The following is a 12,677-nucleotide window of genomic DNA, read 5'->3' on the forward strand; positions in this document are numbered from 1 at the left end:
TTAGCGATTGCGCTGACGCGCCAATAGAACAATCAGATAAGGCGCACCGATGATTGCGACCACCAGCCCTGCCGGCAACTGCAAGGGCGGGAAAACGCCCCTTCCCAGCGTGTCGCCGGCCAGCACCAGCAGCGCTCCGAACAGCGCCGACAAAGGCATCAATGCCCCATGGCGATCACCTGCCAGTTGCCGCGCCAGATGCGGAGCCACCAGACCGACAAACGTCATGGTGCCGACATTCGCCACTGCCGCCGCCGTCAGCATGACGCTGCACAGTAGCAAGGCAATCATGACGCCCGTGACATTCAAGCCTCTGCTGAGCGCAACCTTTTCGCCCAGTTGCAGCAGGTTCAACTGCCGATGGCAGAACAACAACGGCACACCCGCCAGCAATAACCAGAGCCCAAGGCTGTTGACCTGCGCCCAACCGGCCCGATGCAGACTGCCGCCCAGCCACATCAGGGCCGACTCCACCTGATCGATATTGCCGTAAGTGATCAGCAGATCGGCGACGGCACTGAGCATGGCAGTAAGCCCCACGCCGACCAGAATCAGACGCAACGGCGAGATGCCCTGGCGCCAGGACAGCAGCGCAACAAAGAACGCCACGGCCAGACCGCCTGCCAGTGCTGCCAATGGATACAGCTCCAGCGGCAGAAGCCCGGGCCAGAGCACAATGATCAGCAGCATGGTGACGCTGGCACCCGACTCCACACCCACCAGACCGGGTGCCGCCAGCGGGTTGCGGGTCAGCGATTGCATCAACAGACCGGCCAGTGACATGGCCGCACCGGCCAGGATCGCCAGTACCACACGGGGCAATCGCAGCTCCCAGAGCAGATTGCGTACTGTCGGGCTGGCCTCCTCGGGTGCCAGCAATGCTTGCCAGGCCTGGGCGACACTCAGGGAAAAACTGCCCACGGTCAGTGCGTACAGCGCCAGCCCAATGACGGCACATGTCAGCACCAGCACAGAAATCAGGTCGATGGGCCGGGCAATCCAGGGCAGCAACGGCAAGGATCTGGGCAGGGTCAGTCCGGCGCGCCTCATTTGACCTTCCTCAACACCAGGATGACAAAAACGGGGCCGCCGATCAGCGCGGTCACGATGCCGGTATTGAGCTCGAACGGGCTGACCACGGTGCGAGCTGCGATGTCCGCCAGAATCAGCAGCAGCGCACCAAGCAAAGGCGCTGCCAGTAGCAGCCGACGATAGTCATCGCCAAACAGCAGGCGTGCCGCATGCGGCACTACCAACCCGACAAACCCGATAGGCCCTGCCAGCGCCACGGCACACCCGGACAACAAGACCACCGAGGCCAGCCCGAACACGCGCATCTTCAATAGATTGACGCCCATGCCCGCAGCAGCCTGCGGCCCCAGGCGATGAGCATTCAAGGCTCGCACGTTGATCAGACACAGGAACATGCCCAGCAAGACATAGGGCCAGACCCAGGCCTGCATCGTGCCGCCAGTCACGCCGATTGAACCGGTAAGCCAGCGGCGCAGACTGTCGAGGCCCTGCTGATCGAGCAGTAACAGAATTGAAGTGACTGCACTGAACAGCGCCGCAATCATGGCCCCCGACAGCGTCAGTCGAATCGGGTTGTGGCCCCTGCCCGCCAATAGCAGAACGCCGATGGCAGCCGTCAGCGCACCGGCAAAGGCAAATAACGGGATCATCGACAAATCGTTGCCCGGCATCACCAGCAGCCCGAACACCACGAACAGCGCAGCACCGCTATTGATACCGAGAATCCCGGGGTCGGCCAACGGGTTATCGCCGACCGCCTGCATGATGGTGCCGGCAAGCCCAAGACTGGCGCCCACCAACAGCGCGACCAGCAAACGCGGCAGACGGCTGCCACGAATGACGCTGTGGTCCGGGTTGCCCGGCGCATAGGCAACCAGTGCCTGCCAGGTCTCGTGCCAGGGAATGCTTTTTGCGCCGACCGCCAGATGAAGCAGCGCTGCAAGGGCAATTGCCATCAACAAACCCAGCCAGACAGGCAATCGCAAGCCGTGACTCACATCGCCTCCCGCACAGTCAGCGGCTTGCTTCGACTCGATTGCGGAACGCACAACAGGTCACCGGAATAAGGGTCGGTGATGATATGTGCATCCAGATCGAAGACCGCCTTGAGGTTTTCCCGGGTGAACACCTCGGCAGGCGCGCCCTGGGCCAGCAAGTGACCTTCACGCATCATCACCAGATGATCGGCGTAACGCGCAGCCTGGTTCAGGTCATGCAGCACGGCCACGATGGTCTTGCCTTGCTCGCGAAGGTCCACCAGCAGCTCAAGCAGCGTGATCTGGTGCGCGATATCGAGGAAGGTGGTCGGCTCGTCCAGCAGAATCACCGGAGTGTCCTGGGCCAGGGTCATGGCAATCCAGCAACGCTGCAACTGTCCGCCCGACAGGGTTGCGAGCGAGCGATCAAGCAAAGGCTTGATACCAGTCAGTTCAATGGCGCGGTCAATGGCCTGCTGATCCTGCTCGGACCATTGGCGCCACCAGCTCTGCCAGGGGAAACGGCCTTGCATGACCAGCTCACGCACACTCATGCCCGCGGGTGATGTTGCACGCTGGGGCAGCAATGCCATCTGTTGTGCCAGCGCCCGACGCGAATACTGGCGCAGCGGTTTGCCGGACACCTGAACCTCGCCAGCGCTCGGGCGCAGCATATGCGCCAGTACATTGAGCAAGGTGGTCTTGCCACATCCATTGGCACCGATCAGCGCCGTGAAACGGCCTTCGGGGATGTCCAGGCTGACGCCGTTGAGAATCTGCTGCTCGCCATAGCTCAACCGCACTCCGGTGGCTTTCAGCATGGCCTTCTCTCCACTCGGGAGAGGGCTAATCGAATCACTCATCGAGCAATGCCCTGCATCGTTTTTTTGTCCCGTCAGGCTATGAGGGGCATAAGTGGGCCACAGAATGTATCGAAAATGAAATAAATCTGTGTCTTTGTAACAATCTTAATGCAAAACCTTATCATTTACAGATAAAGTACGGCCAGTTGACACCAGCCCGGTTGAGCGCCTGACAACACAGGATCCAGGGCATATATAGCTATTCCACAAGCCACACTGCAAATCCAAGGACTCTCTCGATGCTCGAAAGAAAAACAACAGCTAGCACCGAAAAACATTACACACGACGCCCTCCTGTGTTTCACCTGACTACCCTGGCATTGGCTTTGAGCAGCGTCATCTCGGCGCAGGCAATCGCGGCGGATGAAACCTCCGACAGCAACGCAGTTCAGCTCACCAATATCAACATCAACGCCGACACCCAGGAGAACCCGACGGCTCCGCTGGCCGGCAAGGTTGCCCTGCGCAATACCAGCGCCACCAAGACCAATGCGGCCATAACCGAAACACCGCAGTCGTTGTCCGTAGTGACTGCCGATGAAATCCGCGACCGCAAGTCCGACACCCTGGCCGATGTGCTGAGCTACACGCCGGGGTTCACCAGCCAGCCTTCGAGCTTCAACCGCACGTCCGACCGCTTCCGTATTCGCGGTTTCGACGTAGAGTCTGCTACTGGCGGTTCGCTGCGTGACGGCATGCGCCTGCAGAACAACTCCTACGACGGCGTCCAGGAACCCTACGGCCTTGAGCGTGTGGAAGTGATCCGTGGCGCGGCCTCGGTCCTGTACGGCCAGTTGTCACCAGGCGGATTCGTCAACGGTGTCAGCAAGCGCCCGACCGATACCCCGCTTCATGAATTGGGCCTGCAATATGGCAACAACGACCGCAAGCAACTGACAGCCGACTTCAGCGGCCCGCTTGGCGACAGCGATACCCTCAGCTATCGCCTGACCCTGTTGCAACGCGACAGTGGCACTCAGCAGGACCATATCAATGATGACAAGCTCTACATTGCTCCGGCCCTGACCTGGCGTCCCAATGAAGACACGTCGCTGACCTTGCTGGCTTTCCACCAGAAAAGCGACACGCGCTTCTCCGCGCCGCTGCCTTACCAGCTCGTCAAAGGCCTCGGCAACGGCCCCTTTACCATTGGCCGTCACGACTTCATCGGCGAGCCCGGCTACGACGACATGAATGGCGAAATGTCCGCCATCGGTTATGAGTTCGAGCATAACTTCAACGACAACATCCGCATCAGCAACAAGCTGCGTTATTACGAAGCGGAGATGAAGTGGAAGTACTTGCAGGTCCCGAACAATAACGCCGCAGCAATAGCGGCGGTCAATTCTGCTGCCAGAAATGGCTTGCTGACTCGCCAGTACAGCGACCGTCACGAGCGCTCCAGAGCCTTGGCCAGCGATACCAACGTCGAAGCACGCTGGAACATCGGCGGTGTGGAAAACACCTTTCTGATTGGTGCCGACACCTATGATGCATCTTATGACTCGCATAACTTCAGGGGCAACGCGCCCTCTTTGAATCTTGCCACCTACAACTATGGGCAGCCGGTGGTAGTGAACAAGGCGCTGGCCCTTGAACGTGGCTCACAGATCGATACCCTGCAGACCGGAGTCTATCTGCAAGACCAGATCAAGTTTGACGATCACTGGCTGCTGCTACTCGGTGGTCGCCACGACTGGGCCAACCAGGACCAGAAAGCTTTTGCCAACGGCCAGAAACGGCACCAGTCAGACGAATCAACCACATGGCGCGCCGGCCTGGTGTACCAGGCAGATAACGGCCTGGCTCCATACATCAGCTACAGCGAGTCGTTCTTCCCGGTAGCGGTGGCGGATGCTCCTACCCAGAGCTTCGAGCCGACCGAAGGCAAGCAGTATGAGATCGGTATTCGCTATCAGCCCCCTGGCAGCAATATCCTGTTGAGTGCCGCTGTCTATGAGCTGACCCAGAAAAACGTGCTGAAGACTGTCAATAACGTTTCTTCGCAGACGGGCGAACAGCGTTCCCGCGGACTGGAGCTGGAAGCCAAGGCCGATGTGACGCCGCAACTAAGCGTCATTGCCACCTATGCCTACACCGATGCACGCATTACCGAAAGCTCGGTCCCGGGGGAAGTTGGCCAGCGCAGCGAAGATACGCCGTACCACCAGGCTGCATTGTGGACCGACTATAACTTCGCCCTGCTCGGCCTGCCGCAATTGAAGATTGGTGGCGGTGCCCGCTACAAGGGCACAACCCAGGCTTCGGGTATCGAATCGCAGATGCCGGCTTACTTCCTGTTCGACGCCATGGCCAGCTACCAGATCGACAAGAACTGGGACGTTTCCCTCAGTGCAAACAACGTGACCAATAAAAAGTACACCTACTGCGAGTTTGCGATTTGCCGCTACGGCGATGAGCGCGAACTGGTGACTTCCGTCAATTTCAGGTGGTAAAAAACCCATAAATCACTTTGTGGGAGGCAGCTTGCTGGCGACTTCAGCGTACAGACGCAGAATATCTGCCGGTTTCAGGCCTTTTCGCCAGCAAGCTGCCTCCTACGAATTGTGTGCACCTTAACCCGGCAAGCTCCTACCCCTTCGGCTTCGCGGCCTCCAGCACACCTCGGATAACCTGCGATTGCCACGCAAAGTACGGGTTGTAAGTCAGCCGTGCATGCACCTTGCCCGGCTCACGATAGCCCCACTCGGAATACCACACCTCTTCTCCTGCCTCACAGCGCGCAACATCCCTGGTATTCAGGCTGTTCCAGCAGAAACGCAGTTTTCCTGATCGGCCGTAAAGCGCGTTTTGCGGCGAGAACAGGATGCCCATGTGTGAAAACTGGCTGATACGTTCATCTGCAAGTCGGTCCGTGCGGGTCAGGATGCGTGATGAGTCCGGTGCGCCTGCCTTTTCCTGGCCATACCAGATCAACCGGCTGGCGGGGTTTGTAAAGCGGCTGCTGAATAGCTCTCGCACATACTGCACGTCGACCACTGAATCCTTTTCACTCAGGACAATGGCCACGGGCCGGTCGAAGTTTTCATGCTCTATAAAGCTGCGAACCGCCACGCTGCTGCGGTAGAACTGAGCGAAGCCGTTGGTGGGCACGTTGTAATAGCGTACCGGTGATTGCTGCGGGCGCGTCCCGTCAGGCGCGACGAGCCAGGTCCTGACATGGGCCAGCCATGGCGTCACCCAATCGAAGGTGGCACTGGAGCGTATAGCCGGTGAGAACAGCACCAGACCACTGATGCCAGGATCCTTCATGGCATAGGCGAGCGCCAGATTGGCACCGGTCGAGAACCCTCCCAGGTAGACTTCCGGGAACTCCTGTCGCAGCAATGCGACCTGTTCCTGCACCAGTTGCTGCCATTCTTCCAGATGAATATCGATCAGGTCTTCAGGCCGGGTGCCATGCCCGGGCAGCAACGCAACCCGCACGACATATCCCTGATCGGCGAAATCCTGGGCAACATCCACGAATGACCAGGGTGAATCACCCAATCCGTGCAGCAGAAGCAACGCCTTGCCGGACGGAGTAGCTGGGCGAATCTCGAAAGGCGCGTTCCATACCAGTTCATTGTCACGGCTTTCGGTCTGGAAGAGACGCCGCTCGCTAATCTCCTGCCGGGTGTCTTGCAGATACGCCTGAAAACTCGCGTGGTGCGTCATGGCCGTTTCAGCCTCTGGCTGACGGGTGCATCCTGTAGCCAGAGCCAGAAACGCCATGCTTGCCACGATCCTGACCATGATTGACTGCCGCACCACTGCCCTACCCCCGATCCGTACTGAAAACATCAACGATCATTCCTTCGCATCACTTCTCAACTGATCGATAGACTCGACAGTCAGCCCTCCTCACAAGCGAGGGCTGCCATCGCACCCTTCCATTCAATCGGGTAGTTTATTCTGCCGGTGATTTGATATGGGAGAGCATTTTCAGCACGTCATCGAAAGAGCCGTTCGCTTCGGCAAGGCGCAGAGGCATGGCGCGCTCGACAATGATTTCCGGGGGAGTCGGGGTTCTGCCAAGCAAATCGAATGCCTCGTTCAGGAACTCATCCAGCGGCATGGCGCGCTCATCGTTTTCCTGCCCAAGCAATGTGGTCCGTACACCTGGCGGTGCCAGCTCGAGTACTTCGACTGCCGTATCTGCCAGTTGCACCCGCAGACTTTGGGTGAATGAGTGAATGGCAGCTTTTGTCGCACTATAAGTAGGTGTTGCAGGCAGTGGCACAAACGCCAGGGCTGAACTGACATTAACGATAGTCGCCTCAGGTCGCTGGGTCAGTTGCGCAAGCAGTGCGTACACCATCCTGATGGTGCCCAGCAAATTGGTGACGACAATATTTTCAGCGATGCTCAGGTCTTGCGGGTTGGTAATGTCTTCCCAGTACATGACCCCTGCGTTGTTGATAAGAACATTAAGATCAGGATGGCTGGTCGCCAGAGCTTCGGCTGCGCTTAAAATGGAGTCCGGGTCGGTAACATCCAGCACAATGGCCTCGATCCCCGGGTTTTGCAGTACGACCTCGTCCAGCAACTCCTTGCGCCGCCCGGCAATGATCACTTTGTTACCTGCATTGTGAAGCCCGAGAGCCAGGCCAAGGCCTATGCCAGAGGTACCGCCCGTGATCAGAATCGTGTTACCCGTACTATTCATAGTAAGCTCCAGAGTCATTACGCAATCGGACAATTGTCCGCTTAATGCAAGCTACCGGACAGTTGTCCGCTTTGCAACAACATGAAGGATTAATCAGTGGCCCCTGAAGCCGAACTGCCCAAGCGTGCCGACGCGAAGCAAAACAGAGAACGCATACTGAAGATTGCCGTTGTAGAGCTGACGCTCTCCCCAACTGTTCCGCTTACCGCCATCGCTAAAAAGGCCGGAGTTGGGCAAGCCACTTTTTATCGCCACTTTCCCACCAGAGAAGACCTGGTATTTGAGGTGTATCAGCACGAAATGCAGCAAGTAGCTTCTCTGGCTGAGCAGCTACTTGCCGAAAAACCTCCGGCACAGGCTCTCAGAGAGTGGATGGATTGCCTGGCCGAATATGCGATGACCAAGGCCGGGCTGGCGACAGCATTGCAGCAAGCCTCCGCAGCTTTGGCATGTCAGGGAAAATCGGGGTATGCCACGGTAGAAGCCGCAGCGGACCTGCTGCTGCGCGCCAATACAGAGGCCGGTACGATCCGGGCAGGCGTGACTACCGATGACTTCTTTTTAGCAATCGCTGGCATATGGCAAATCGATTCCCGTGGCGAATGGCGTGTACGCTTGGCAAGATTGATGGACCTGGTGATGGATGGCCTTCGTGCCGGACGCGCAAACGAGCAGGACATCTGAGGCATAAAGGTCCTGCCGGGGACATGGCTTGCCCTGTCCTGGATCCTTTTCATGGGCGCCATAGGCATTGGCCAGATCCCCGCCATCTGACCAGGGAATCGCTGTAAATCTGAAGCTGGTCACCCAATTGGCAATCGGCGCCCAACCCTTTGTGCGCCGTTTTTATCCGGCCTGCATATCCTCACGTATACCCTGCAAAAGTCGAGAATATGTAACAGGATGCGTACAAAATAGAACCTAAAGCCTGCTCGTAAAAATCTCTATACGCTCTTAGATAAATCCTTCAAGGCATTGATTTAAAAGGAATAGAGTTCATCGATTTAAGCCATTTCATTACATCTGGTGTAACAGAAAAAAATGACATGGCACTACCTGAAAATGTATATACAGGCAATCGCGCATGTACATATTCGTGACCAAGGTCTCTTTATTGGCGTCGAAAACGGGTCCCTGCTACATCATCATGGATGACAAAATGCCCCATACACTATTTCCGAAAATTGGCAGAGTCATGGCCTGCATTGGCACGCGCAACTTCTCAAGCGCGTTCCATGAACTGATCAATACCCAGCTCACCGTCGATGCCATGCACCTCCACGCGCTGCCACAACCTTGGCAATCCCAGCCTTCTCCAACCCGGGCCGTTTTTAACGACACGGTAGCCGCACCGCGAAACCTCGCACTTTTCACCGATTCGGTTCATCTTTACCCAACGCAGGAGTCGGATGGCTACTGCTGCAGAATCACCGTCTTTCGCGCGCCTCCCTCTCCTTGCTTCTCGGCTGCCGAGCGCCGTCGACTGAAAGACATTTCGCCATTTCTGTTCTCGATTCTGGACAAGCATGTGGATGCCTTGCAGACCGCTATCTCCAGGGCAGAATCGAACAAGACTGAAAGCCTCGAAGACCGTTTCCACGAACGCCTGCGCGAAACCGGCCTGAAGCTGTCCGAGCGTGAAACACAGGTCTGTCTTGGGCTGCTGGCCGGGCATACCGCTCTGGAACAGGCCGAGCGTTTGACACTCAAGGTCAATACCGTGGGCAGCTATCAACGCCGCGCTGCCGTCAAGCTGGGGATCAGCGGACGCAATTCACTGATGCGCTGGATGTATGCGTCATCCGAAGGTGTTTCCATGGCCAACTGAGGCCCTGGAAACACCCCGGGGCGCGGGTATCAATCCCGCGCCAACGCCTCGATAGGATCAAGCCTTGCCGCATTGCGTGCCGGTACAAAGCCGAACAGCACGCCAATCAGTGTCGAACAGGCAAAGGCGGTGACGATCGAGGCCGGTGAGAACACCATTTCCCATTGTTTGACGAACAGCGTGAACAGGTAGCCGATCCCGTACGACAACGCGATACCGATTACCCCGCCAATCAGGCACACCATCACAGCCTCCACCAGAAACTGCTGGCGGATATCCGACTGGCGAGCGCCGACGGCCATGCGGATACCGATCTCACGGGTCCGCTCGGTCACCGACACCAGCATGATGTTCATCACCCCGATACCACCGACCACCAGGGAAATCACCGCAATCAGCGACAGCAGCAAGGTCAGCGAGCGGCTGGTCTTCTGAACCGTCTGCATGACGCTGTCGAGGTTGTTGGTGAAGAAGTCCTTGGTGCCGTGACGCTGTAGCATCAGGGCCTTGATCTCTTCTTCCACCTGCTTGCTCGGCATGCCGTCCTTGACCCGCACACTGATGCTGTCCAGATGGCGCTGGCCCAGCACACGGCCGGCTGCCGTCTCGTAAGGCATCCAGATATTGAGGGTATTACCGGCGATGAACAGGTTCTTGTGATCGCTGGTCACGCCAATCACCGTACATGGCAGGTTGCCGATCAGGATCACCTTCCCCAACGGATTCACACCCGGCCCGAACAGCCGCTGCGCAGTGTTGTGATCGAGCACCACCACCTGGGCCTGACGCCTTGCATCCTGCTCGTTGAAGGTGATGCCTGCCGCCAACTGGATATTGCGTACCTGGAAGTACCGGTTGCTGACGCCGTTGAGCTGGGCATCGACGTCAATGTTGCGATAGCGCACCAGCATGCTGCGACCGACCACCGGCGTAGCGCTGTCGATGTAATACATCCGGTTGAGCGCCGCGACGTCGGACGGCAACAGGGTTTCGATGGACTTGGCCCGGCTGTCACCGAAGTTGCTGCCGGCATAGATATCGATGGTGTTGCTGCCGATGGCCTGGATGTCCTTGAGCACGTAGCGCTTGGCCCCTTCGCCAATGGCCGAGATGGACACGACCGAAGTGATGCCGATGATGATCCCGAGCATGGTCAGCAAGGTACGCATGCGGTGCGAGATCAGAGCGATCCAGGCCATGTTGAAGGCTTCGCGAAACAGACCGAGGCTGACACCCAGGCGCCGGGGCGCGGCACCGTGCTGCAATTGCGGCTCGGGTTCAGGCGCCGCCTGTGCTTTCTGCGCCGTGCGCTGGTCGCTGATGATCTCGCCGTCACTGACTTCGATGATCCGCTCGGCGTTGGCGGCGACCTTGGGGTCGTGGGTGACCAGAATCACCGTATGGCCCAGGGCATGCAACTCCAGAAGGATGTTCATCACCTCCTTGCCACTGGCAGTATCCAGAGCACCGGTCGGTTCGTCGGCCAGAATCACCTGGCCACCGTTCATCAGTGCCCGGGCAATACTCACCCGCTGCTGCTGACCACCGGACATCTGGCTCGGCCTGTGCGACAGGTGCCCGCCGAGCCCAAGGCGCGTCAGCAACTCTTCGGCGCGCTGGTGCCGTTGAATCTGGGATTTACCGGCATACACAGCCGGAATCTCGACGTTGCGCACGGCATCCAGGTGCGGCAGCAAGTGATAACGCTGGAAAATGAAGCCGAAATGGTCACGGCGCAGCGCGGCCAGTTCTTCGTCGTCGAGGTCACAGGTTTCCTGACCGTTGACCTTGTAGCTGCCGCCACTGGCATGGTCCAGACAGCCGAGGATATTCATCAGGGTCGACTTGCCCGAACCCGATGCACCGATGATCGCCACCAGTTCGCCAGCGTGAATCGCCAGGTCGATGTGCTTGAGCGCCAGAAACTCGCGGTCTCCGGCCATGAAACTGCGGCTCACACCTTGCAGGTGCAGGATCGGGCTGCCCGTATCGATCGTCGTCTCGTGAAGAGCTGCAACCTCTACCTTCTGGTTCATGCTCAAGACCCCGCCACGGTCGCTGACGGATCGGCGATGACAACCTGATCACCTTCGGCGAGCCCGTTCTTGATCTCCACCTGAACGTTATTGTTGATCCCGGTCTGAACCTTGCGCTCCTGGGCGAAGCCGCTCTTGTCCAGAACGCGCACGGTATAGGCACCCTCGGCATCGCGATTGCCCAGCGCGGCCACCGGCATGCTCAGGGCATTCTTGGCGGTGTCGAGGACGATACGCACCTGGGCGGTCATGGAGATGCGCAGGCGATGATCGAGGTTCGGCACTTCAAACAGCGCGTTATAGAACACCGCAGAGTTCTGCTTGGATGACGAACCACTGCCTTCGGTTTCCAGGTAGTCCTGCGGCGCAGGCTCGGTGCCGCGTAGCGTGGCGTAGTAGCGTTTCTCTTCACCCAGAATCGTGAAGTAGACCTCCTGACCCGTGCTGATATGAATCACGTCAGCCTCGGACACCTGGGCCTTGATGGTCATGGTGTCCAGGTCCGCCAGCTTGAGCAGTACCGGCGCAAGTTGCTGGGCGATAACGGTCTGGCCTTCCTGGGTCACGATACCTACCACGTCGCCATCAATCGGCGCGACGATGCGGGTATAGCCCAGATTGACCTTGGCCGTGTCGATCTGCACCTGGGCGCTTTTGATCTGTGCATCCAGCGCACTGACGTTGGCCTGTTGAACTTCATAGTCGGACTCGGCATTCTCGAAGTCCTGACGGGAAATAGACTGATCGGTCTGTAATTCCTTGTAGCGATCATAAAGGCGCTTGGCCTGTTTCATCTGAGCCCTTGCCGAGAGCCGGTCGGCCTGTAGCTTTTCCTCGTCCACTTCGGCCTGACGCAAGGTGTTGCGCAGTACCAACGGGTCGATTTCAGCCAGCCACTGGCCCTTCTTGACCTTATCGCCCAGCTTGACCTTGAGCGACTTCAACTGCCCCGAAACCTGAGCACCAACGTCCACCTGCTTGATGCCCTCCAGCACACCTGTGGCCAGCACGGCGTTTTCGATGTCGCTTCGCTCGACCCTGGCGGTGATATAGGTCGGCGGCTTGGCCGGGGCTTCAATTGCATACAACACGGCACCCAAGACCAATACCAGGGCAGTACCCAATCCAACCTTACGCAATTTCGACTTGTTCATAGATGCCCACTGATACTTGAAGATCGCGCCCACCAAACGGGGCGGTAACTGACTTTTCGGTGTTCTGTGCAGCGCAGCTTCCCGCGCTCATCGGCGGGAAGCTCCTTTCTTCATGGCC

The 12,677-nt window shown here is 58.2% G+C and carries 10 protein-coding genes; 3 read left to right on the forward strand and 7 right to left on the reverse strand.

Features of this window, described 5'->3' with window-relative positions; translation table 11 throughout:
• Genes ACODS3_RS07230 through ACODS3_RS07240 form a run of 3 tightly spaced genes read right to left on the reverse strand, consistent with a single transcriptional unit; the run spans nt 1 to nt 2,830 of the window.
• A complete protein-coding gene (locus ACODS3_RS07230; protein ID WP_489033896.1) occupies nt 1–1,050 on the reverse strand; it encodes a FecCD family ABC transporter permease in 1,050 nt (349 codons plus the stop codon).
• Nucleotides 1,047–2,030, reverse strand: coding sequence for a FecCD family ABC transporter permease (locus tag ACODS3_RS07235; protein WP_201017074.1), 984 nt, complete (start codon nt 2,028–2,030; stop codon nt 1,047–1,049). Before ACODS3_RS07235 ends, ACODS3_RS07230 begins: the two co-directional genes overlap by 4 nt.
• Nucleotides 2,027–2,830: an ABC transporter ATP-binding protein gene (locus tag ACODS3_RS07240; RefSeq protein WP_201000585.1), complete on the reverse strand. Its 804-nt coding sequence runs from the start codon at nt 2,828–2,830 to the stop codon at nt 2,027–2,029. The genes ACODS3_RS07235 and ACODS3_RS07240 overlap by 4 nt, the downstream gene beginning before the upstream one ends.
• Before the next feature lie 281 nt (nt 2,831–3,111).
• Between ACODS3_RS07240 and ACODS3_RS07245 the strand changes: the two genes are divergently transcribed.
• Nucleotides 3,112–5,328 (forward strand): TonB-dependent siderophore receptor, encoded by a 2,217-nt coding sequence (locus ACODS3_RS07245; protein WP_489033897.1) that lies wholly within the window; start codon nt 3,112–3,114, stop codon nt 5,326–5,328.
• Between the two features lie 136 nt (nt 5,329–5,464).
• Here the strand turns inward: ACODS3_RS07245 and ACODS3_RS07250 are convergent, their stop codons facing one another.
• Nucleotides 5,465–6,607 (reverse strand): alpha/beta hydrolase, encoded by a 1,143-nt coding sequence (locus ACODS3_RS07250; protein WP_489033898.1) that lies wholly within the window; start codon nt 6,605–6,607, stop codon nt 5,465–5,467.
• A 175-nt stretch (nt 6,608–6,782) separates the two neighbouring features.
• Entirely contained in the window at nt 6,783–7,541 is a 759-nt protein-coding gene (locus tag ACODS3_RS07255; RefSeq protein ID WP_201017072.1) for an SDR family oxidoreductase, read from the reverse strand.
• A 96-nt stretch (nt 7,542–7,637) separates the two neighbouring features.
• On the opposite strand from ACODS3_RS07255, the gene ACODS3_RS07260 reads away from it, so the two are divergent.
• The gene (locus ACODS3_RS07260; RefSeq protein ID WP_201017071.1) at nt 7,638–8,225 is read left to right on the forward strand and encodes a TetR/AcrR family transcriptional regulator; all 588 of its coding nucleotides are present in this window, start codon (nt 7,638–7,640) and stop codon (nt 8,223–8,225) included.
• A 475-nt stretch (nt 8,226–8,700) separates the two neighbouring features.
• The gene (locus ACODS3_RS07265; protein WP_489033899.1) at nt 8,701–9,369 is read left to right on the forward strand and encodes a LuxR C-terminal-related transcriptional regulator; all 669 of its coding nucleotides are present in this window, start codon (nt 8,701–8,703) and stop codon (nt 9,367–9,369) included.
• A gap of 29 nt (nt 9,370–9,398) precedes the next feature.
• Here ACODS3_RS07265 and ACODS3_RS07270 read toward each other — a convergent pair whose 3' ends face one another.
• On the reverse strand, nt 9,399–11,405 hold the full coding sequence (locus ACODS3_RS07270; RefSeq protein ID WP_201017070.1) for a MacB family efflux pump subunit: 2,007 nt from the start codon (nt 11,403–11,405) through the stop codon (nt 9,399–9,401).
• A 2-nt stretch (nt 11,406–11,407) separates the two neighbouring features.
• Complete coding sequence (gene macA, locus ACODS3_RS07275) at nt 11,408–12,559, reverse strand: macrolide transporter subunit MacA (RefSeq protein WP_201017069.1); 1,152 nt, start codon at nt 12,557–12,559, stop codon at nt 11,408–11,410.
• Between the last annotated feature and the right edge of the window lie 118 nt (nt 12,560–12,677).

The sequence above is a fragment of the Pseudomonas sp. FG43 genome, assembly GCF_057809175.1.

Coding starts and splice junctions, on each gene's coding strand:
- ACODS3_RS07250 (WP_489033898.1), bottom strand. CDS start 6,607: ATGGCGTTTCTGGCTCTGGCTACAGGATGCACCCGTCAGCCAGAGGCT.
- ACODS3_RS07270 (WP_201017070.1), bottom strand. CDS start 11,405: ATGAACCAGAAGGTAGAGGTTGCAGCTCTTCACGAGACGACGATCGAT.
- macA (WP_201017069.1), bottom strand. CDS start 12,559: ATGAACAAGTCGAAATTGCGTAAGGTTGGATTGGGTACTGCCCTGGTA.
- ACODS3_RS07230 (WP_489033896.1), bottom strand. CDS start 1,050: ATGAGGCGCGCCGGACTGACCCTGCCCAGATCCTTGCCGTTGCTGCCC.
- ACODS3_RS07265 (WP_489033899.1), top strand. CDS start 8,701: ATGCCCCATACACTATTTCCGAAAATTGGCAGAGTCATGGCCTGCATT.
- ACODS3_RS07240 (WP_201000585.1), bottom strand. CDS start 2,830: ATGCTGAAAGCCACCGGAGTGCGGTTGAGCTATGGCGAGCAGCAGATT.
- ACODS3_RS07245 (WP_489033897.1), top strand. CDS start 3,112: ATGCTCGAAAGAAAAACAACAGCTAGCACCGAAAAACATTACACACGA.
- ACODS3_RS07255 (WP_201017072.1), bottom strand. CDS start 7,541: ATGAATAGTACGGGTAACACGATTCTGATCACGGGCGGTACCTCTGGC.